The organism is Streptomyces sp. NPDC059371, from assembly GCF_042751995.1.
Classification (GTDB): Bacteria; Actinomycetota; Actinomycetes; order Streptomycetales; family Streptomycetaceae; genus Streptomyces.
This window is the reverse complement of record NZ_JBHYXD010000086.1, coordinates 16,662-36,316: the sequence shown is the minus strand read 5'-3', so window position 1 is coordinate 36,316 and position 19,655 is coordinate 16,662. Positions and strand designations below refer to the sequence as shown.

Below are 19,655 nucleotides of genomic sequence, written 5' to 3'. Positions count from 1 at the left end.
CGCCCGGAGTGCATCCGGGCGGCCCCACTCCGCGTGCGGCGCACGTACCACCTGGCGGCCGCTCTCGGTGACCGAGACTGCCATGGGGAGGGAAGGTCCGCTCCCTCCTGTCTATTGGTTCCGGGGCGCGTCGAACAGAGCGCTGACGGACTCACCGTTGTGAATGCGCCGGACCGCCTCGGCGAGCGCCGGGGCGATGGACAGGACGCTCAGCTTTTCGGTGTGCTCCTCGACCGGGACCGGCACGGTGTTCGTGCAGACGATCTCCAGTACGTCGGGCTGTTCGCTGAGCCGCTTGAGCGCTCCCGCCGCGAACAGTCCGTGGGTGCAGGCGACCCGGATCGACTTCGGCCCCAACTCTCGGAGCCGGTCCAGGAGTTCGAGAACGGTGCTGCCCTTGGCTATCTCGTCGTCCAGCACGATGACATCGCGCCCGGCGATCTCGCCGATGACCGAGGAGATGCTCACCCGGTCGTCGGCGAACCGCTGCTTGGCACCGGCGGCCACCTGGGCGCCGATCAGCCGCGCGAACGCGGCGGCCTCCTTCGCGTTGCCGAGGTCGGGCGAGACCACCGTCGTACGCGACAGGTCGTTGGACCGGAAGTGCGCGGCGAGCTCCCGCAGGGCGTGCAGATGATCGACGGGGACCGAGAAGAAGCCGTGCACCTGCGGGGAGTGCAGTGTCATCGCGAGGACCCGGCTCGCCCCGGCCGCCACCAGCAGGTCCGCCACGAGCCGGCCACCGAGGGAGATCCGCGGCATGTCCTTCTTGTCCGAACGCGCGTACGAATAGTGCGGCATGACCACGGTGATCCGCCCGGCAGAGGCACCGCGCGCCGCGTCGCACATCATCAGCAGTTCGACCAGGTGTTCCTGCACCGGAGTGACGAGGGGCTGCACCAGGAAGACATCACGCTCGCGGCAGTTGGCCTGGAGCTGCACCTCGAGGCAGTCGTTGGCGAACCGGCTGACACGGGTCGGGCTGAGGGGCACACCGAGGTGGGCGCAGAGCTCGGCCGCGAGCTCTGGATGGGCACTACCGCTGAACACGGCGATGTCACGCACGTCCGCTCCTCGCATGGTCGAACCGGATTGCGTCGCCGGGCACAAGATCGCCCGGAGTGCGCACCTCATGCTACTGGCCACCTTTCGGGCCTTCGACCGGGGACTTTCCGGTTGCGGATCGGCTCGCGGGGTGCCGTGCAGGCCACGGACCCTCCCCGGCGGCGAGGCCGTACGGGGGCACCGCACGAGGGCGCCCCGCGCGAAGGGCACGGGCCACGCGCCGCCGGGCGAACGATGTCCGGGCAGCGGCCGGGGGGCTGGGGCCGGGCAGCGGCCGGGGGGTTGTGGCCGGCCACCGGCGTCTCGGCCGTCCGGGCCGTCCCGTCCCGTCCGCCGCACCATCCGCCCACCCGGCCCCGGGCGACAGCGCCGCGCGCCTCCGCCACGCGATCCGGGGACCAACCCGGCGGCCTGTCAGGGGGCTTGGGGGGTACACGGACAGGCGAAAGGAGGACAGTCGACATGACGACGTCCATCAAACGCATGCCCGGCTGGGCGAAGGTGGTCTCCGCCTTCGTGCTGGTGCTCGTGGTGCTGTTCGCCGGGCTGCGGCTGGCCGTTCTGCCGGGGCTGCGCGATGTGTTCGGCACGGAGACCCATGACAACTCGGGCCCCACGCTGCTCAAGTCCATCCAGGACATGAGCCGTTACGACGCCGCGTCGGGCAACTTCCAGGTGGTCGTGGACCTGGAGAAGGACGCGAAGTACCTGCCCGACGCGATCCGCGGCACCCGCACGCTGTACGTGGGAGCCGGCACCGTCGACGCCTATGTCGATCTCGGGCGCATCGGCCAGAAGGACGTGACGGTCAACGGCGACCGTACGTCGGCCACGCTCCGACTGCCGCACGCGGCACTCGGCAAACCCGCCCTCGATCCCGACCACTCCTACGCCGTCTCGAAACAGCGCGGTCTGTTCGACCGGCTCGGTGACGTCTTCTCGGACAACCCGAACGACGAGCGGGCCGTGCAGCGCCTCGCGGCCCAGCACATCGGCAAGGCCGCGAAGGACAGCCGCCTCACCGCACGGGCCGAGGAGAACACCACCAGCATGCTCGAGGGCCTGCTGCGCTCGCTCGGCTTCACGGACGTGACGGTCACCTACGGGACCTGAGTCCGGGCGGCGCCGGCATCGGTCGGCGCCGGGGCGGGCACACCCCGCACCGGCGCCGGCGTCCGTCGCGGCCGAGGTCCTCCGCCCCTTTGTCCCAAAGTCCTCCCTCGGGCCGAGACGCCGGGCATTGTCGGCCCCTCCCGGGGTAAGCGGGCTGCACCAGAGGGCGGTTGAAAAGGGGAGGGTCTCATGGTCCGCACCGCGTTGCGCGCTCGTGCCGCGAAGGCCGGCCGGGGGAAGCCGGCACCGAAGTCGGAATCGGACCGGGGAAAGCCCGTGCCGAAGGCCGGGCGAGGCAAGTCGGCGTCGAAGGCCGACCGGGGCAGGACGGCCTCGAAGACGGGCCGGAACAAGCCGGACAAGAGGTCGTGGCCCTTCCTCGGCCGCAGGACACCTCAGCGGACCCCGGCTCCGGCGCCGGAGCGGGAGACCCGGGCCCTGGCACTGCCCTTCCGGCTGCTGGCCATGCTGATCGCGTTCGCGGCCATGGTGGCGTTCGCCGTCGTACTGGCCCGGCTGACACTGGAGCCCTCACCGGCGTCCACGGCGCTGATCCACAACAATCTTCACCCCGGAGCCTCGCTGCGGGCCTATCTCGACCAGCCCGAGCTGCGCGACGCCGTCAAGCAGATCGGCGGGAACCTCCTGCTCGGGGTGCCCTTCGGCGTGTTGATGCCGGTGGTGTTCCCGAAGACCCGCGGCATCCTGCGCGTCATCGCGCTCACAGCGGCGGTCATGCTCCTGGTCGAGCTCGTCCAGGGAGCACTCATCACCGGCCGCTCCTTCGACGTCGACGACGTCATCCTCAACACCACCGGAGCGCTGGTGGGTTACCTCCTCCTGGGCCGACGGCTCGGCCGGGCCGTTCACCCCAGGAAGCGCTCTCGCGCCTGAGCTCGCGCCTGAGCTCGCGGCTGAGCCGACGTCAACTGCTGGTCCGTACCAGAGTATTGACACCTCGTTTCCTCACTCCTTAAATCAAGAGGCGAAGCATGGATCCCCCCACCACTGACCCCCCACCTCAGTCGGCTCACCCGTCACGGGCGGCCGTACGGAAATGAGAGTCATGGACTCCCCACGCCTGCTCCGCCGATGTCTGTTCGCCGCGCTGTCCGCCGCGCTCGTCGCCTCCGCCTCGGCCGTCGCCGCTCCCGCCCACGCGGGTCCGGCGGCCGCCGCGGCGGCCGTGACGTTCCAGGACACCTTCGACGGTGCCGCCGGTTCGGCCGTCGACTCCTCCAAGTGGCAGCTGGAGACCGGCGACAACGTCAACAACCACGAGCGGCAGTACTACACGTCGGGCAACAAGAACGCCGCACTGGACGGCCAGGGCCATCTGGTGATCACGGCCCGCAAGGAGAATCCGGCCAACTACCAGTGCTGGTACGGCACCTGCCAGTACACGTCGGCCCGGATGAACACCTCCGGGAAGTTCACGTCGACGTACGGTCATGTCGAGGCCCGGATGAAGATCCCGCGCGGGCAGGGCATGTGGCCGGCGTTCTGGATGCTGGGCAGCGACATCGGGCAGGTCGGCTGGCCGAACTCCGGCGAGATCGACGTCATGGAGAACGTCGGCTTCGAGCCGTCCACCGTGCACGGCACCATCCACGGTCCCGGGTACTCCGGCTCCGCCGGTATCGGCGCCGGTTACTCCCTCCCGAACGGCCAGGCCTTCGCGGACGCCTTCCACACCTTCGCGGTCGACTGGGCGCCCAACTCGATCACCTGGTCGGTGGACGGCACGGTCTACCAGCGGCGCACACCCGCCGATCTCGGCGGCAACACCTGGGTGTTCAACAAGCCGTTCTTCCTGATCCTGAACCTCGCGGTCGGCGGATACTGGCCGGGCGACCCCGACGGCTCCACCTCCTTCCCGCAGCAACTCGTCGTCGACGAGGTGAAGGTGACCACGAGCGACAGCTCGGGCGGCACCAGCGGCCCGATCAAGGGCCTCGCGGGCAAGTGCGTGGACGTGGCCGCCGCCAACTCCGCCAACGGAACGCCCGTACAGCTCTACGACTGCAACGGAACGGGCGCCCAGCAGTGGACGGTGTCCGCCGACGGCACGATCCGCGCGCTCGGCAAGTGCCTGGACGTCACGGGCAACGGCACGGCGGACGGCTCGACGGTCCAGCTCTGGGACTGCACCGGCGGACCAAACCAGAAATGGACGGTCACCGCGGCTCACGACCTCGTGAATCCGCAGGCGAACAAATGCCTGGACGTCACGGGCAACAACTCGGCCAACGGCACCCGCCTGCAGATCTGGACGTGCGGCGGCGGCGCCAACCAGAAGTGGACGGTGGGCTGACCGACCGCTCGGGCGAGACGGGTTCGCATGCGAGATGTCCCGTTCTCACTGCCGGTGCCCCGTGTTCTCACTGCCGGTGACCCGTGCCCGCCGTTCCTGTGTCAGGCGAACGCCCGACGCGCAGGAGGCGGGCACGGGCAGCGCCGAACACCGGCCAGAGCCGCGGCCGGCAGGTCCGGCGGTCGATCCGCCCGTGCCGCGGGCCACCACGGCGGATCCGCTGCCGGGCAGTGGCGCCTCGGCGCTCCGTGCGCGGCGTCCGGATCGCCCCTTCCACACGCTCCCTCACCTCACCGCTCCGACCTGCCCGTCATCTCCCGGAGCCGACCGCGGCACCACTTCCGCCGATGACGCTCCCGCCGCGCCGACCAGGTGTCCCCGCAGCCGTCAGCAGCGCGTTATGGGTACCGGACTTCGCGTCAAGCATCCGTCAGCGAGGGGGCCAGGCCCTGGTGGGGCGGGCATAGCTTCGTCGTAGTGCCCGGCCGATCCGACCGGGCACACACGTCGCCTTCCTCCAGGAGCAGCACCATGTCTCCAGTCGAGTATCCCGAGGACCCCGAGCCCTCTGAACGCTTCCCGGCCGGACCTCTCTTCGTCCCCGTCCGGTCGGGGCCCTCAGGCTGTACGGCCAGGTTCTTCCGCACCCCCCTGGGCGGCCGTACGGCCGTCGCCTTCACCTCACGGGCGAAACTCACCGCCACGCTGGGCACCGAGCAGGCCTGCGTCAGACTCTCCGAACCCGCGCTGCGCGCGCTCGCCGCGCCCCTGGGCGTCACGGTCCTCACCGTCGACCCGCAGTTCTCCGCCCCCGCGGCCAGCCGCACCACGGCCACGTTCCGTGAGCGCGAGAACTCCTGGCACCGCTGGCATCCCGAGCACGCCGGCGCCCCCAGGGTGACCGGCGCCGCCGTCGCCGCGTGCCTGAACCCGCTGATCGGCTGAGGAGACACCATGTCCATCCAGGACGTCCCTCTTCGGGAACTGCCCTTTCGGGAACTGCCTCGCCCGCTGGGCACCGCCGCCCGTGCCGACGACAGAGACGCCGACGGCCTGTCCGTCTGGCCCCGCTCCACCCGCCCCGAACCCCACGGCGACGTCTCCGTCGGCGGTGTCTCCCTCGCCGAGGCCGCCGACCGGTTCGGCACCCCCGTGTACGTCCTCGACGAGCAGGAGGTCCGTGAGCGCTGCCGCGCGTACCGCACGGCGCTCCCCGAGGCCGACATCGTGTACGCGGCGAAGGCGTTCCTGTCCCGGGCGATGGCGCACTGGGTTCAGGAGGAGGGGCTCGGCCTCGACGTCTGCTCCGCCGGGGAACTCGCGCTCGCCGTCACCACCGGCTTCCCGCCGGAGAAGATCGTGCTGCACGGCAACGCCAAGAGCCCCGAGGACCTCCACGCGGCCCTCCGGCTCGGTGTCGGACGCATCGTCGTGGACAGCACCTCGGAGATCGCCCGACTGGCGGCGATCACACCCGCCGGCAGCCGCCAGAAGGTCCTGGTGCGGGTGGTGCCCGGCATCGCCGCCGGCGGGCATGTCAAGGTGCGCACCGGCACCGACGACCAGAAGTTCGGGCTGTCCATCACGGACGGGTCCGCGCAGCACGCCGTCACCCGGATACTCGACCAACCGCACCTCGAACTCGTCGGCCTGCACTGCCACATCGGCTCGCAGATCGCCTCCGTGAAGCCGTACGTCGCCGCCGTGCGCCGCATGGTCGGGCTGATGGCCCGGATCCGCGACCAGCACGGAATCGCCCTCCCTCAGCTCGACATCGGCGGCGGCCACGCCATCGCCTACCGGCCCGGCGAGGAGAGCCTGAGCATCGGGGTTCTCGCCGGCCGGGTCCGCGCCGAACTCGAGGACGGCTGTGCTCGCGCCGGGCTGCCCGTGCCCCGGCTCACCCTCGAACCCGGGCGCGCGATCGTCGGCCCCGCCGGCGTCGCCGTCTACCGGGTCCTCGCCGTCAAACGCACCGGGGAGCACACCTTCGTCGCCGTCGACGGCGGCATGAGCGACAACCCGAGGCCCGCGCTGTACGGAGTGCGGTACGCGCCCCGGCTGATCGGCCGCGCGTCCGGCGCCCCGCCCCGCCTCGTCACCGTCGTGGGCCGGCACTGCGAGGCGGGTGACGTCCTCGCGGACGAGGTGGCGCTCCCTGGCGACGTACACCCCGGCGATCTCCTGGCCGTCCCCGCGGCCGGCGCCTACCACCTGTCCATGGCGTCCGGTTACAACCTCGTCGGCCGGCCCCCGGTGGTCGCGGTCGCCGACGGCATCGCCCGCGTCCTCGTACGCCGCGAGTCGCTGGACGACATGAACCGCCGCGACGTCGGGCTCTAGTCCCCCTGCTCCTGTTCCGGCCTCCGCCGTGGCTCTCGCCCGGCGGAGGCCGCGGGGCGAGCGACCACCCGGAACGCCCGCCCGAGGGATCACGAAGGTCCCAGCACCAGCCCCCTACACCCATGAGGACGAGGTCTCGATGACCGTCGAAAACAGCGTCGGCCTGATCGTGGCCGTCTCCGTGCTCGCCTATCTGATCGTCGCCCTGGTCAAGCCGGAGAAGTTCTGATGACCGCCCCCGCCCGGACTCTGCCCACGCCCGTGCCCGACTCCCCTCCTCCCGGAACCGAACGGCCGCCGCGCCGGGTCGGCGCCGGAATGCTCGATCCGACACAGTTGTGGCGCGCGCTCCCGCAGGCGTTCACCAAGCTGAATCCGGTGGCCCTGTTCCGTAACCCGGTCATGTTCGTGACCGAGGTCGGTGCCGCGCTGACCACGGGCATCGCGGTGGTCCACCCCAGTCTCTTCGGCTGGCTGATCACCGGCTGGCTGTGGCTGACGGTGATCTTCGCCAACCTGGCGGACCTCGATGGGCAACCCGGGGGCGCACGGCCTGACGGAGCTGATCTACGCCTACACCAGCAACACCAACAGCAACGGCAGTGCGATGGCGGGCTTCAACGGCGCCACCGATTTCCACAATCTCCTGATGGTGGTCGCGATGCTGGCGGGGCGGTACCTCCCGATGATCGCCGTGCTGGCTCTGGCCGGGCGGCTCGCCAAGCAGCAGCCGGGCGTCGTCACGGTCGGCACGCTGCGCGCCCAGGGCGTCAACTTCGTCGTCCTCGCCACGGCCGCGGCCGTCATCCTGGCGCTGCTCAACTTCCTGCCGGCGCTGTCCCTGGGCACCATCGCGGACGGGCTCCTGTGACCCCGTACCGGCTGAGTTCCCGGCCCGTCACAGGCTCAGCCGGTACGGCACGACACCGCGGGGCCGGCGACGACGCTCCCCCGGTGTCATACGCCCAGTCGCGCGCGGATCAGCGTGTCGAGTCGCCGCCAGGCAGGGGACGAGGCGTTGACCGTGGACTGGATGAGAGCGGGGATCTCGGAGGCCGCTTCCACCCCGGGTGGTTCGTCGGCGCCGTAGCGCTCCTGACTCGCCTCGGTGATCCGACGGGCGAGGTCGTCGATGCGGGGATCGTCGGCGTCGAGATCGTGCGCCTGGTCGTAGTCGAGGAAGAGCTGTCGCAGTGCCGGGTGGGCCAGGCTCTCGGCCTGGTCGTGGAACAGGGCGGTCGCACGGTCCGGGTGGGCGGCGAACACGAGGATCCACAGGTCTCGTTGCAGGTCCACCCACCGGGGTGTGAATCCCCAGCGTGCCAGGTCCTCCAGGTGGGCGCCGACCTCGGTGGGCAGCGGGGCCGGCTGCCCGGAGGCGAGCCGGCGCAGGCGCCCCCGCGTCGCCGCCAGGCCACGGATACGGTCGGTGAGCTCGTCGTCGATGTCCCGCAGTGCCTGCTGGAACTCCTCGTCGCTCGCTGATCTCAGGTCCCGGATACGGGCCAGGGGGACGCCGGCTTCGGCGAGCGTCCGGATCTTGATCAGGTCGATGGCGTCGTTCGCGCCGTACCTCCGGTAGCCGGACGCGTCGCGGTCGGGCTCGGGGAGCAGCCCCTTGTCGTGATAGACGCGGATGGTCTTGATCGACACACCGACGTACCTGGCAAGCTGCCCGATGGTGATCACCTGACCATCGTCCCACTTGACCCTTCCCCTGGGGCAGGGGTGCAGCATGGCGTCATGGCGAACATGAACATCGATCGGGCTACCCTGCGCGCGCTGGCCGATGAGGGAAACGAGACCGCGTTGGACCGGCTGGCCGACCTCACCGACGCGGCCGGTGACACCGGGGAGCTGAGCGAGCTGCTGGACGAGGGATCCATGCGCGCCGGGTTCCTGCTTACTCGACGCGCGGCCGCGTCCGGTGACCTGCGCGAGCTGCAACGGATCTGCGACGCAGGGTACGACGAGGCCGGGAAGGAGCTGGACCGGCTGCTGAAGGCACCGGCCGACGGCCATCGGGACTGAGGATCCGAAGCCGCTGTCCCGATTGCCCGCGCGGTGCGGAAGGGGTGTTCCGCGCCGGCCGGGGCCTTTGGTCCCGTGCCGACGGGACATCGGCTCCTCTAGGAGGTGACGGTCGCCGGCAGGTCCGGGCGAACCGGCTGGAATCCGGTCGCGACGGGGAGTCTGAGAACCATGGTGAGCCCACCGCCGGGGGTGTCCTCGGCGTCGAGGGTGCCGCCCATCGCCTCGGTGAAGCCCCGCGCCACCGCGAGGCCCAGGCCGACCCCGGCGCCGTGCGGAGCGTCGCCGTAGCGCTGGAACGGCTCGAAGACCCGGTCCTTGGCCTCGTCGGGGACACCCGGGCCACGGTCCACCACCCGTACCTCCACCCGGTCGGCGATGGCACTGGCGGCCACCAGGACCCGCTCACCCGAGGGGCTGTACTTGACCGCGTTCTCGACCAGATTGGCGACGGCACGCTCCAGCAGCCCGGAGTCGACGGCCACCATCGGCAGGCTCTCCGGGATATCCAGGACCACACCGTCCTCGGGGACGCCGCCGAGTGCCATCGGGACCACCTCGTCCAGGTCGATCTCCCGGATCAGCGGAGCGACCGTGCCGGTCTGCAGCCGGGACATGTCCAGCAGGTTGCCCACCAGGTGGTCGAGACGGTCCGTGCCCTCCTCGATGCCTTCCAGCAGCTCCGCCTTGTCCTCCTCCGACCAGGCCACGTCGTCCGAACGCAGCGACGAGACGGCGGCCTTGATCCCGGCGAGCGGGGTACGCAGGTCATGGCTGACTGCTGCCAGCAGGGCGGTGCGGATGCGGTTGCCCTCGGCCAGCGTCCGGGACTGGTCGGCTTCGTACCGGAGGCGTCGGCGGTCCAGCACCACGGCCGCCTGTGCGGCGAACGCCGCCAGCAGCCGCCGGTCCTCTGCGGGCAGCACCCGCCCGGACAGCGCCAGCGCCATACGGTCTCCGATCGGCATGTCCACGTCCGCGTCTTCCGGTCGTTCGACCGCGGCACGCGAGCCCACGCTTCCCGCGCAGGTCCAGGGATCGACTTCGCCGGCCCTCTCCAACAGGGCCACCGACTCCATGGCGAATGTCTCCCGGACCCGTTCCAGGAGCGCCTCCAGGCTGGTCTCCCCGCGCAGCACGCTGCCCGCGAGGAAGGAGAGGATCTCCGATTCGGCGCGCAGCCGGGCCGCCTGGTGCGTTCGCCGTGCCGCGAGGTCGACGACCGAGGCGACCGACACGGCGACGCCGACGAAGATCGCGATGGCGACGATGTTCTTCGGGTCGGCGATCGTCAGGGTGTGGACGGGCGGGGTGAAGAACCAGTTCAGGAGCAGCGAGCCCACCACCGCGGAGGCCAGCGCGGGAAGCAGCCCGCCCAGCAGCGCCGCGGCCACCGTCAGCGCCAGGAACAGCAACATGTCGTTGGCCAGGCCGACTTCAGGGGCGACGCCGGTGAGGAGCGAGGTGAGGAGAGCCGGGCCGGCCACACCGACCAGCCAGCCCCGGACAACCCGCGAACGGCCGAGCCGCGCGCTCCGGGCCACCGGCAGACCGCGCCCCTTGCCCGCCTCGTTATGGGTGATGAGGTGGACGTCGAGGTCGGGCCCCGACTCGCGGGCGACCGTGGAGCCGACGCCCGGCCCGAAGACGTACTGCCATCCCCGGCGACGGGACACGCCGAGAACGATCTGTGTGGCGTTCGCACCCCGCGCGAAGTCGAGGAGCGCCGTCGGAACGTCGTCGCCGATGACGTGGTGGAAGGTGCCGCCGAGGTCCTCGACCAGGGATCGCTGGACCGCCAGTTCCTTGGGCGAGGCGCTGCTCAGGCCGTCGCTCCGGGAGATGTAGACCGCGAGCACCTCGCCGCCGGCTCCCTTCTCCGCGAGACGTACGGCGCGGCGGATCAGCGTCCGGCCCTCGGGGCCGCCGGTGAGTCCGACGACGATCCGTTCACGCGAGCCCCAGATCCTGGAGACCTCGTGCTCGCTGCGGTACTCGTTCAGATACTCGTCGACGCGGTCGGCGACCCAGAGCAGGGCCAGCTCGCGCAGAGCGGTGAGGTTGCCGGGCCGGAAGTAGTTGGACAGAGCCGCGTCGACCTTGTCGGGCTTGTAGATGTTGCCGTGGGCCATCCGGCGGCGCAGCGCGGGTGGCGACATGTCGACCAGCTCGATCTGGTCCGCCCGCCGCACCACCTCGTCCGGGACCGTCTCACGCTGCCGCACACCCGTTATCGACTCGACGACGTCACCCAGCGACTCCAGATGCTGGATGTTGGCGGTCGAGATCACGTCGATGCCGGCGGCGAGCAGTTCCTCCACGTCCTGCCAGCGCTTGGCGTTGCGGGAGCCGGGGATGTTCGTGTGCGGCAGCTCGTCGACCAGGGCCACCTGGGGGTGGCGGGCCAGCACCGCGTCCACGTCCATTTCGGTGAAGACACCACCGCGGTACTCCAGTTCCCTGCGCGGGATCTGTTCCAGACCGTGCAGCATCACCTCGGTACGCGGCCGGTTGTGGTGCTCCACGAAGGCGACCACGCAGTCGGTCCCCCGCTCGACGCGCCGGTGGGCTTCGGACAGCATCGAGTACGTCTTGCCCACGCCCGGTGCCGCGCCGAGATAGATCCGAAGCTTGCCGCGTGCCATCTTCTCGTCTCTTCGTCTCTGAGGGTGGAGCCCGGGGCCGGGTCGGTCGGGAGGAGGAGTCAGTTCTCGAAGCGATAGCCCATACCGGGCTCGGTGATCAGGTACCGGGGGTGGGCGGGGTCGGCTTCGAGTTTGCGGCGGAGCTGGGCCATGTAGACCCGCAGGTAGTTGGTCTTGTTGCTCTGCGAGTCCCCCCAGACCACCTGCAACAGGTGCCTCTGCGTGACGAGCCGCCCGGGGTTGGTGACCAGGATCTCCAGGAGATGCCATTCGGTGGGGGTGAGGCGTACGTCGTTTCCACCGCGTGTGGCCTTCTTGGCGAGCAGGTCGATGGTGAAGCCGTCCGTCGTGACGAGTGTCGTGTCGGGAGCGAGCGGAGCGTCCTCGGTGCGGCGGACGGCGGCACGCAGTCGGGCCAGCAGTTCGTCCATGCTGAACGGCTTGGTGATGTAGTCGTCGGCGCCCGCGTCGAGCGCGGCGACCTTCTCGTCGGAGGCCCGCCGCGCGGACAGCACCAGGATCGGTACGCGGGTCCAGCCGCGCAGGGCCCTGATCACGTCCGTGCCGTCCATGTCGGGCAGCCCCAGATCGAGCAGGACCACGTCGGGCTGCCGGGCGGCGGCCAGGCGCAGCGCGGTGGTGCCGTCGGGCGCCGGGTCGACGCCGTAGCGGCGTGCCTGCAGGTTGATCACGAGGGCCCGAACGAGCTGTGGATCGTCCTCCACCACCAGTACTCGGGTCATCGGAGTGCGCCTTTCCTGAATGTGCGGAGGGCCGGAACTTCACCGGCTTCATGAGTGCGGGAGCTGACGGACGGGTGTGCCCTCCCGATCCGCCAACTCCCGCGGAACGCGGGTAAGGCCATCAGCTCTTGGCCACGAGTTCCTTGAGCGCGATGTTGAGTTCGAGAACGTTGACGCGGGGCTCGCCGATGAAGCCGAGGCTCCGGCCGTCGGTGTGCTCGTCGACCAGCTTCTGCACCTGGGCGACCGACAGTCCGTTCTTCTCGGCGATCCGGTGGACCTGGATGTCGGCGTAGTCCGGCGAGATGTCCGGGTCGAGGCCGGAGCCGGAGGAGGTGACCGCGTCGGCGGGCACGTCCGAAGGCTTCACCGTGTAGCCGTTCACCGAGTTGTCCTTGACGACCGCGGCCTTGGCGTCCTTGACCCACTTGATCAGGTCGGCGTTGTCACCGGAACGGTTGGTGGCTCCGGACAGGATCAGTTTGTACTGCGTGTTGACCGAGTTCGTCCCCAGACCGTTGGCGGGGCGTCCCTGGAACCACTTCAGGTCGGGTTCCGGGGTCTCCTGGCCCTTCTTCAGCGGCAGGTTGTAGGACTGCCCGATCAGGGACGAGCCGACGACCTTGCCGTCCGCCTTGATCTCCGAGCCGTTCGCCTTGCCGCCGAACAGGCCTTGGGCGACCCCGGTGACGGCGAGCGGGTAGATCACTCCCGTCAGCACGGTGAGCACGAGGAGCGCCCGCAGGCCGGCCCACAGCAACCGGGCCGTGTTGGTAACCGAGTTGTTCATGCAGATCAGCCGATTCCGGGGATGAGGGAGATGAGCAGGTCGATGAGCTTGATGCCGATGAACGGGGCGACCAGGCCGCCGAGTCCGTAGATTCCGAGGTTGCGGCGGAGCAGCTTGTCGGCGCTGACCGGCCGGTACTGGACGCCCCTGAGGGAGAGCGGGACCAGCGCGATGATGATGAGCGCGTTGAAGATGACCGCGGAGAGGATCGCGGAGTCGGGCGAGGACAGGTGCATGATGTTGAGCTTGTCCAGGCCCGGGTAGACGGCCGCGAACAGCGCCGGGATGATCGCGAAGTACTTCGCGACATCGTTGGCGATGGAGAACGTCGTCAACGCGCCCCGGGTGATCAGCAGTTGCTTGCCGATCTCGACGATCTCGATGAGCTTGGTGGGGTTGGAGTCCAGGTCCACCATGTTCCCGGCCTCCTTGGCGGCCGAGGTTCCGGTGTTCATGGCCACGCCGACGTCGGCCTGGGCGAGCGCGGGGGCGTCGTTCGTGCCGTCGCCGGTCATCGCGACGAGCTTGCCGCCGGCCTGCTCCCGCTTGATGAGCGCCATCTTGTCCTCGGGAGTCGCCTCCGCGAGGAAGTCGTCGACGCCCGCCTCCTCGGCGATCGCCTTGGCGGTCAGCGGGTTGTCGCCCGTGATCATGACGGTCTTGATGCCCATGCGGCGCAGCTCGTCGAACCGCTCCCGCATGCCCTCCTTGACGACGTCCTTGAGGTGGATGACCCCGAGAACCCGGGCTCCCCGCTCGTCCTCGACGGCCACCAGCAGCGGGGTGCCGCCCGCCTCGGAGATCCGGTTGGAGAGGGTGTCCGCATCGGCCGACACCTCGCCGTCCCGCTCCTTGACCCAGGTGATGACCGAACCGGCCGCGCCCTTGCGGATCTTGCGGCCGTCGATGTCGACGCCGGACATGCGGGTCTGGGCGGTGAAGGCGATCCACTCGGCGCCCGAGAGTTCGCCCTGGTGGCGCTCGCGCAGCCCGTACTTCTCCTTCGCCAGGACGACGATCGAGCGGCCTTCGGGGGTCTCGTCGGCCAGCGAGGAGAGCTGGGCGGCGTCGGCGACCTCGGACTCGGTCGTCCCCGTCACCGGGACGAACTCCGAGGCCTGCCGGTTGCCCAGGGTGATGGTGCCGGTCTTGTCCAGCAGCAGGGTGGAGACGTCACCCGCGGCCTCGACGGCACGTCCGGACATGGCGAGCACGTTGCGCTGCACGAGCCGGTCCATGCCGGCGATGCCGATCGCGGAGAGCAGGGCGCCGATGGTGGTCGGGATCAGGCAGACCAGCAGGGCCACCAGTACGACCATCGTCAGGTGCGTGCCCGCGTAGTCCGCGAACGGCGGCAGCGTGGCACAGGCCAGCAGGAAGACGATCGTCAGCGAGGCCAGCAGGATGTTCAGCGCGATCTCGTTGGGCGTCTTCTGCCGGGCCGCGCCCTCGACCAGGGCGATCATCCGGTCGATGAAGGTCTCGCCGGGCTTCGTCGTGATCCTGATGACGATCCGGTCGGAGAGGACCTTCGTGCCGCCGGTGACGGCCGACCGGTCGCCGCCGGACTCGCGGATGACCGGGGCCGACTCGCCGGTGATGGCCGACTCGTCGACGGACGCGACGCCCTCGACGACGTCACCGTCGCCGGGGATGATGTCGCCGGCCTCGCAGACGACCAGGTCACCGATCTTCAGTTCGGTGCCCGGCACCTGCTCCTCGGACCGGCCGTCCTTCAGCAGCCGGCGCGCGACCGTGTCGGTCTTGGCCTTGCGCAGGGTGTCGGCCTGGGCCTTGCCGCGTCCCTCGGCCACCGCCTCCGCCAGGTTGGCGAAGACGACGGTGAGCCACAGCCAGGCGCTGATCGCCCAGCCGAACCAGTCGCCCGGGTCCTTGAAGGAGAAGACGGTGGTCAGGACCGAGCCGATCCACACCACGAACATCACGGGCGATTTGACCATGGTCCGCGGGTCGAGCTTGCGGAAGGCGTCCGGCAGCGACTTCAGCAGTTGCTTCGGGTCGAAGAGACCCGCGCCGACCTTGCCTTCGTCCTTGTGGCCGGTCGGCACATCACTGTGCGGCGCCCGAGTGGGAGTAGTCGTGGACACGGCGTCCTCTTGGTTGTCTGTGCGAGTGGTCATGACGCCAGCCCCTCGGCCAGCGGACCCAGCGCCAGCGCCGGGAAGTAGGTCAGACCGGTGATGATCAGGATCGCGCCCACCAGAAGACCGGTGAACAGCGGCTTCTCGGTGCGCAGCGTGCCCGCCGTGGCCGGCACCGGCCTCTGCTCGGCGAGCGATCCCGCCAGCGCGAGGACGAACACCATCGGCAGGAAGCGGCCCAGCAGCATCGCGAGCCCGATGGTGGTGTTGAACCACTGCGTGTCCGCGTTCAGACCGGCGAAGGCCGAGCCGTTGTTGTTGGCGCCCGAGGTGTAGGCGTAGAGGATCTCGGAGAATCCGTGCGCGCCGGAGTTGGTCATCGAGTTGCCCGGGGTGGGCAGGGCCATCGCGGCGGCGGTGAACACCAGCGCCAGCGCGGGGGTGATGAGGATGTACAGGGCCGCGAACTTGATCTCGCGGGTGCCGATCTTCTTGCCCAGGTACTCGGGGGTGCGGCCGACCATCAGACCGGCGATGAACACCGCGATGATCGCCATGATCAGCATGCCGTAGAGGCCGGATCCGGTGCCGCCGGGGGCGATCTCGCCGAGCTGCATGCCCAGCAGGGTGATACCGCCGCCGAGGCCGGTGAACGAGGAGTGGAAGGAGTCCACCGCGCCGGTAGAGGTCAGGGTGGTCGCCACCGCGAAGATGGACGAGCCGCCGACGCCGAAGCGGGTCTCCTTGCCCTCCAACGCGCCGCCCGCGATCTGGAACGCCGGACCGTGGTGGTGGAACTCGGTCCACATCATCAAAGCCGTGAATCCGACCCAGATGGTCACCATCGCGGCGAGGATCGCGTAGCCCTGCTTCAGGCTGCCGACCATCTGACCGAAGGTGCGGGTCAGCGCGAACGGGATCACCAGGATCAGGAAGATCTCGAAGAGGTTCGAGAACGGGGTCGGGTTCTCGAAGGGGTGGGCGCTGTTGGCGTTGAAGTAGCCGCCGCCGTTGGTGCCCAGCTCCTTGATGGCCTCCTGGGAGGCGACCGCGCCGCCGTTCCACTGCTGCGACCCGCCCATGCTGTGCCCATTGAAGAACTGGCCGACCTCGTGGATGCCGGCGAAGTTCTGGATCGCGCCGCACGCGACCAGGATGATCGCGCCGACCACCGAGATGGGGATCAGGATGCGGACCGTGCCGCGGACCAGGTCCGCCCAGAAGTTGCCCAGCTCACCGGTGCGCGAGCGGGCGAAGCCGCGGACCAGGGCCACCGCCACCGCGATGCCGACGGCGGCGGAGACGAAGTTCTGCACGGCCAGACCGGCGGTCTGCACGACGTGGCCCATGGCCTGCTCGCCGTAGTACGACTGCCAGTTGGTGTTCGACACGAACGACGCGGCGGTGTTGAACGCTTGGTCCGGGTCGATGGCCTTGAAGCCGAGCGAGCCGGGCAGGTGACCCTGGACGCGCTGGAGGAGGTAGAGGAAGAGGACGCTGACGGCGGAGAAGGCGAGGACACCGCGCAGGTACGCGGGCCAGCGCATCTCCGTGTTCGGGTTGGCGCCGATGCCCTTGTAGATCCACTTCTCGATTCGCAGGTGCTTCTTCGAGGAGTAGACCCGGGCCATGTAGTCGCCGAGGGGGCGGTAGGCGAGTGCCAGTGCCGCTATGAGAGCCAGCATCTGCAGCGCGCCGGCGAGAACGGGACTCATATCGAGGCTCAGAACCTCTCCGGGAAGACAAGGGCGGCAACGAGATAGCCCAGCAGGGCGACGGCCACGATCAGGCCGACAATGTTCTCGGCGGTCACAGCTTCGTCACCCCCTTGGCGACGAGGGCCACCAGCGCGAACACCGCGATCGTGGTGACGACGAAGGCCACGTCGGCCATCGTGAACTCCTAGGAGAGGGGCGGATTGAACTGACGGTTAGAGGTAACCGCCTCTCCAGCCGGATTCGGCCACCGTTGACGGCCCCCTTACGGCGACTGGAGCACCTTTGACGCATCCCTGACGGCCGGGTGATCCGTCTGCGCGATCCGATCCCCCGTCCGCACAAAAGCCCCGGGAATCTGCACCGGCCGGGCGTCCCGCGGACACCCGTCAGAGTCGCGTCAAGGTACGAGCGCCCCGCCCTGCGGGTCTCTACCTTCAGTCCTATGGAACGCCGCTACGAGGGCCGGCACGACGCGGTCCACCCGCACCTGGATCCTCCCGCGGAAGTGCTGCACGATCGCCGCTGGGCCAAGGATCTGCGCAGTGCCGTTCAGTGCGCGGCCGTCATCCTCGTCCTTCTCCTGCTGATCGACTGGGGGGCCGACAGCCTCACCGCCGTACGCGGAGCGCTCTGGGCCGGCCTCGCCGTACTCCTGTTCCTGATCCTGTTCCCGCCCAGGGTCACCGCCGGTGAGGGCTGGCTGGCCTCGCGCGGACTGCTGCGGAAGCGGCTGGTCCGCACCGACCTCCTGGTGTCGGTGCGGTGCGTGGACGGGGTCTCGCAACGACTCGTGCTGCGTGACGTGCCCGGCGGCCGGGTCGAGATCAGCCTCCAGGTCCTGATGAACAACCCCGACCTGTGGCACCGCCTCGACGAGGACGCCCACAGGTCCGCGACCGGTGGATCGCTGACCTGTGGGCAGACGGCCCTGCTCCGGCTCTCCGAGCGGATCGACCGGGAGAACGCCCGGACCGTGTTCAAGGTCTCCGGCCTGGACTGAGCCTCCGGACGCGGCGGCACGCCGAGTCCGGTCCGACGGCGAGCCGGCGTCAGCGGTTCCTCACAGGCCCTCTCCTGCGCTCCGCGTTTCGCCGGGGTGCTCCGCCCGCTCGGCGAACGGCAGGGACAGCACCATGGTCAGGCCCCCGCCGGGGGTGTCCTCAGGGGTGAGCGTGCCGTCCATCGCCTCGGTGAGGCCCTTGGAGAGGGCCAGGCCCAGGCCCAGGCCGGTCGTGTTGTCCGTGTCTCCCAGCCTCTGGAACGGCTCGAACAACCGGTCCCGGGATCCCGGCGGCAGTCCCGGCCCCCGGTCGACGACGCGCAGTTCCACGCGGCCCGCGTGGGCGCTGGCCGTCAGCAGGACCTTGCGCTCCGGCGGAGTGTGACGCACCGCGTTGCCGACGAGGTTGGCGATCACCCGTTCCAGCAGCGGCGGGTCGGCCGGCACGGCCGGAATGTCCGCCAGGTCCCCCACCTCGACCTCGGGGACGTCCGCCAGCGCCACCGGCAGAATCTCCTCCAGCGTGGTGGCGCGCAGGTTCAGGGTGAGCGCGCCGGCCTGGAGCCTGCTGAGGTCGAGCAGGTTCTCCACGAGCCGGTTCAGCTTGGCCATCGACTCGTCGGCGGTGGCCAGGAGCTCGTCCCGGTCCGCTGCCGAGAACTCCACGTCGCGGCTGCGCAGCGAGGCGACGGCCGCCCAGCCCGCGGCGAGCGGCGTGCGCAGATCGTGCCCGACGGCTCGCAGCAGGGCGGTCCGCATCCGGTCGGCGGCCCTGACCGGTTCGACCTCGGCGGCGGCCTCGGCGAGCCGGGCCCGCTCCACGGCGGCGCCGACGTGCGCGGCGAACGCGGTCAGTACACGCCTCTCGGAGGACGGGAGGGCGCGGCCGCGCAGGACGAGGAAGGCGCCGGGCCCCGCGGGGACGGCGGTCACGCCGTCGCCTCCGGCCGGCTCGTCGACCAGCTCCGCCGAGTCCATGCCGAACGTCTCCCGGGTACGTTCCACGAGCGCGGGGATCGTCGCGCCACCGCGCACGATGGTGCCGGCCAGCGAGGACATGGTCTCCGCCTCGGCCGTCGCCCGCGCCGAGCGTCTCGACAGGCGCAGGGAGCGGTCCACGACCGCCGCCACTACGGCGGCCACGATCGCGAAGACTGCCAGGGCCAGCAACGCGTTCGGATCGTTCAGCGTGAACCGGCCTATCGGCGGCATGAACCAGTAGTTGAGCAGCACGGACGCCGTCACCGACGCGATCACCGCGGACGCGACCCCGCCGATGCAGGCCACCCCCACCACGGCCAGGAGGAAGAGCAGTGGTACTTCTCCCAGCGAAGTCCTTCCGGGAGTCCCTCGGCACGCCCCTTGACACAGTCTTCACGGCACTCCACGGACGGTCGCCCGTGTCCCCCGTGTCCCCCGTGCCGCTCAGTCTGCGACCGGTTTCGGCCGCGGACATCGCCTGTTGACGCCCTCCTGACGCTTGATCAGGTGTCCTTGACGGGACGTTGACGTCGCTGCCCGGTCTGCCGTATGAGGGGCGCAAATGTCTTGCCGCCCGGCTCAGTTCGGCAGGTGGAACGCGTTAGATTTCGCTTCGGCCGCCGGAGGGGCCGTGGACGTCAGTGGCCTGTCGGCTCTGCTCCGCGAGCACCGGTTCGGCGCTTGCGGACAAGGCGCCTCAGGACGGCCGAGCACGCGGCGGCCTTCTCGTCGTCTCCCCGCCGCCGGCGTCCGTGTGCGGCGGTGGGGGGGGGGGGGCCCCGCGCCCGCCCGCCCCCCGGCCCCCACCCG

Annotated in this window: 16 protein-coding genes and 2 pseudogenes; 9 read left to right on the top strand and 9 right to left on the bottom strand. The window is 70.1% G+C overall.

All coding sequences use genetic code 11. From position 1 onward, the window contains the following. Positions 1-111 precede the first annotated feature (111 nt). Positions 112-1,065 carry a ribose-phosphate diphosphokinase gene (locus ACFXGX_RS33370; RefSeq protein WP_384798823.1) on the bottom strand — a complete coding sequence of 318 codons (954 nt, stop codon included), beginning with the start codon at positions 1,063-1,065 and terminating at the stop codon, positions 112-114. Positions 1,066-1,527: 462 nt separating this feature from the next. Here ACFXGX_RS33370 and ACFXGX_RS33365 point away from each other — a divergent pair, with 462 nt between their 5' ends. The 7 genes and pseudogenes from ACFXGX_RS33365 to ACFXGX_RS33335 form a co-directional block, all read left to right on the top strand. After that, positions 1,528-2,178 (top strand): DUF4230 domain-containing protein, encoded by a 651-nt coding sequence (locus tag ACFXGX_RS33365; RefSeq protein ID WP_384798820.1) that lies wholly within the window; start codon positions 1,528-1,530, stop codon positions 2,176-2,178. 276 nt (positions 2,179-2,454) lie between these two features. Beyond that, positions 2,455-3,072 carry a VanZ family protein gene (locus ACFXGX_RS33360; RefSeq protein ID WP_384798817.1) on the top strand — a complete coding sequence of 206 codons (618 nt, stop codon included), beginning with the start codon at positions 2,455-2,457 and terminating at the stop codon, positions 3,070-3,072. A 172-nt stretch (positions 3,073-3,244) separates the two neighbouring features. Continuing rightward, the gene (locus ACFXGX_RS33355) at positions 3,245-4,492 is read left to right on the top strand and encodes a ricin-type beta-trefoil lectin domain protein (RefSeq protein WP_384798814.1); all 1,248 of its coding nucleotides are present in this window, start codon (positions 3,245-3,247) and stop codon (positions 4,490-4,492) included. A 531-nt stretch (positions 4,493-5,023) separates the two neighbouring features. Continuing rightward, positions 5,024-5,437 (top strand): SAV_915 family protein, encoded by a 414-nt coding sequence (locus ACFXGX_RS33350; RefSeq protein WP_384798812.1) that lies wholly within the window; start codon positions 5,024-5,026, stop codon positions 5,435-5,437. Between the two features lie 9 nt (positions 5,438-5,446). Then, positions 5,447-6,835 carry a diaminopimelate decarboxylase gene (gene lysA / locus ACFXGX_RS33345; protein ID WP_384798809.1) on the top strand — a complete coding sequence of 463 codons (1,389 nt, stop codon included), beginning with the start codon at positions 5,447-5,449 and terminating at the stop codon, positions 6,833-6,835. A 139-nt stretch (positions 6,836-6,974) separates the two neighbouring features. After that, positions 6,975-7,064 (top strand): K(+)-transporting ATPase subunit F, encoded by a 90-nt coding sequence (gene kdpF, locus ACFXGX_RS33340; protein WP_384798806.1) that lies wholly within the window; start codon positions 6,975-6,977, stop codon positions 7,062-7,064. A gap of 294 nt (positions 7,065-7,358) precedes the next feature. Further along, a pseudogene (locus ACFXGX_RS33335) lies at positions 7,359-7,706 on the top strand (potassium-transporting ATPase subunit KdpA); the annotation flags it as partial. An 86-nt stretch (positions 7,707-7,792) separates the two neighbouring features. Here ACFXGX_RS33335 and ACFXGX_RS33330 read toward each other — a convergent pair. Beyond that, complete coding sequence (locus ACFXGX_RS33330; RefSeq protein ID WP_384798803.1) at positions 7,793-8,524, bottom strand: MerR family transcriptional regulator; 732 nt, start codon at positions 8,522-8,524, stop codon at positions 7,793-7,795. A gap of 54 nt (positions 8,525-8,578) precedes the next feature. Between ACFXGX_RS33330 and ACFXGX_RS33325 the strand changes: the two genes are divergently transcribed. Beyond that, positions 8,579-8,866: a hypothetical protein gene (locus ACFXGX_RS33325; RefSeq protein WP_384798800.1), complete on the top strand. Its 288-nt coding sequence runs from the start codon at positions 8,579-8,581 to the stop codon at positions 8,864-8,866. Between the two features lie 98 nt (positions 8,867-8,964). Here the strand turns inward: ACFXGX_RS33325 and ACFXGX_RS33320 are convergent, their stop codons facing one another. The 6 genes from ACFXGX_RS33320 to kdpF (ACFXGX_RS33295) all read right to left on the bottom strand — a co-directional run bounded on the left by ACFXGX_RS33320 (position 8,965) and on the right by kdpF (ACFXGX_RS33295) (position 16,959). Beyond that, a complete protein-coding gene (locus ACFXGX_RS33320) occupies positions 8,965-11,511 on the bottom strand; it encodes an ATP-binding protein (RefSeq protein ID WP_384798797.1) in 2,547 nt (848 codons plus the stop codon). A 59-nt stretch (positions 11,512-11,570) separates the two neighbouring features. Beyond that, positions 11,571-12,254 (bottom strand): response regulator, encoded by a 684-nt coding sequence (locus ACFXGX_RS33315; protein ID WP_384798794.1) that lies wholly within the window; start codon positions 12,252-12,254, stop codon positions 11,571-11,573. 121 nt (positions 12,255-12,375) lie between these two features. Continuing rightward, complete coding sequence (locus ACFXGX_RS33310; protein WP_384798791.1) at positions 12,376-13,044, bottom strand: potassium-transporting ATPase subunit C; 669 nt, start codon at positions 13,042-13,044, stop codon at positions 12,376-12,378. Positions 13,045-13,049: 5 nt separating this feature from the next. Beyond that, positions 13,050-15,185, bottom strand: coding sequence for a potassium-transporting ATPase subunit KdpB (kdpB, locus tag ACFXGX_RS33305; protein WP_384798788.1), 2,136 nt, complete (start codon positions 15,183-15,185; stop codon positions 13,050-13,052). Next, the gene (gene kdpA, locus ACFXGX_RS33300) at positions 15,182-16,861 is read right to left on the bottom strand and encodes a potassium-transporting ATPase subunit KdpA (protein ID WP_384798785.1); all 1,680 of its coding nucleotides are present in this window, start codon (positions 16,859-16,861) and stop codon (positions 15,182-15,184) included. Before kdpA ends, kdpB begins: the two co-directional genes overlap by 4 nt. An 8-nt stretch (positions 16,862-16,869) precedes the next feature. Further along, complete coding sequence (kdpF, locus tag ACFXGX_RS33295; protein ID WP_384798782.1) at positions 16,870-16,959, bottom strand: K(+)-transporting ATPase subunit F; 90 nt, start codon at positions 16,957-16,959, stop codon at positions 16,870-16,872. A 347-nt stretch (positions 16,960-17,306) separates the two neighbouring features. Here kdpF (ACFXGX_RS33295) and ACFXGX_RS33290 point away from each other — a divergent pair, with 347 nt between their 5' ends. Then, positions 17,307-17,864, top strand: coding sequence for a hypothetical protein (locus tag ACFXGX_RS33290; RefSeq protein WP_384798779.1), 558 nt, complete (start codon positions 17,307-17,309; stop codon positions 17,862-17,864). A 60-nt stretch (positions 17,865-17,924) separates the two neighbouring features. Here ACFXGX_RS33290 and ACFXGX_RS33285 read toward each other — a convergent pair. After that, a pseudogene (locus tag ACFXGX_RS33285) lies at positions 17,925-19,184 on the bottom strand (ATP-binding protein); the annotation flags it as partial. Between the last annotated feature and the right edge of the window lie 471 nt (positions 19,185-19,655).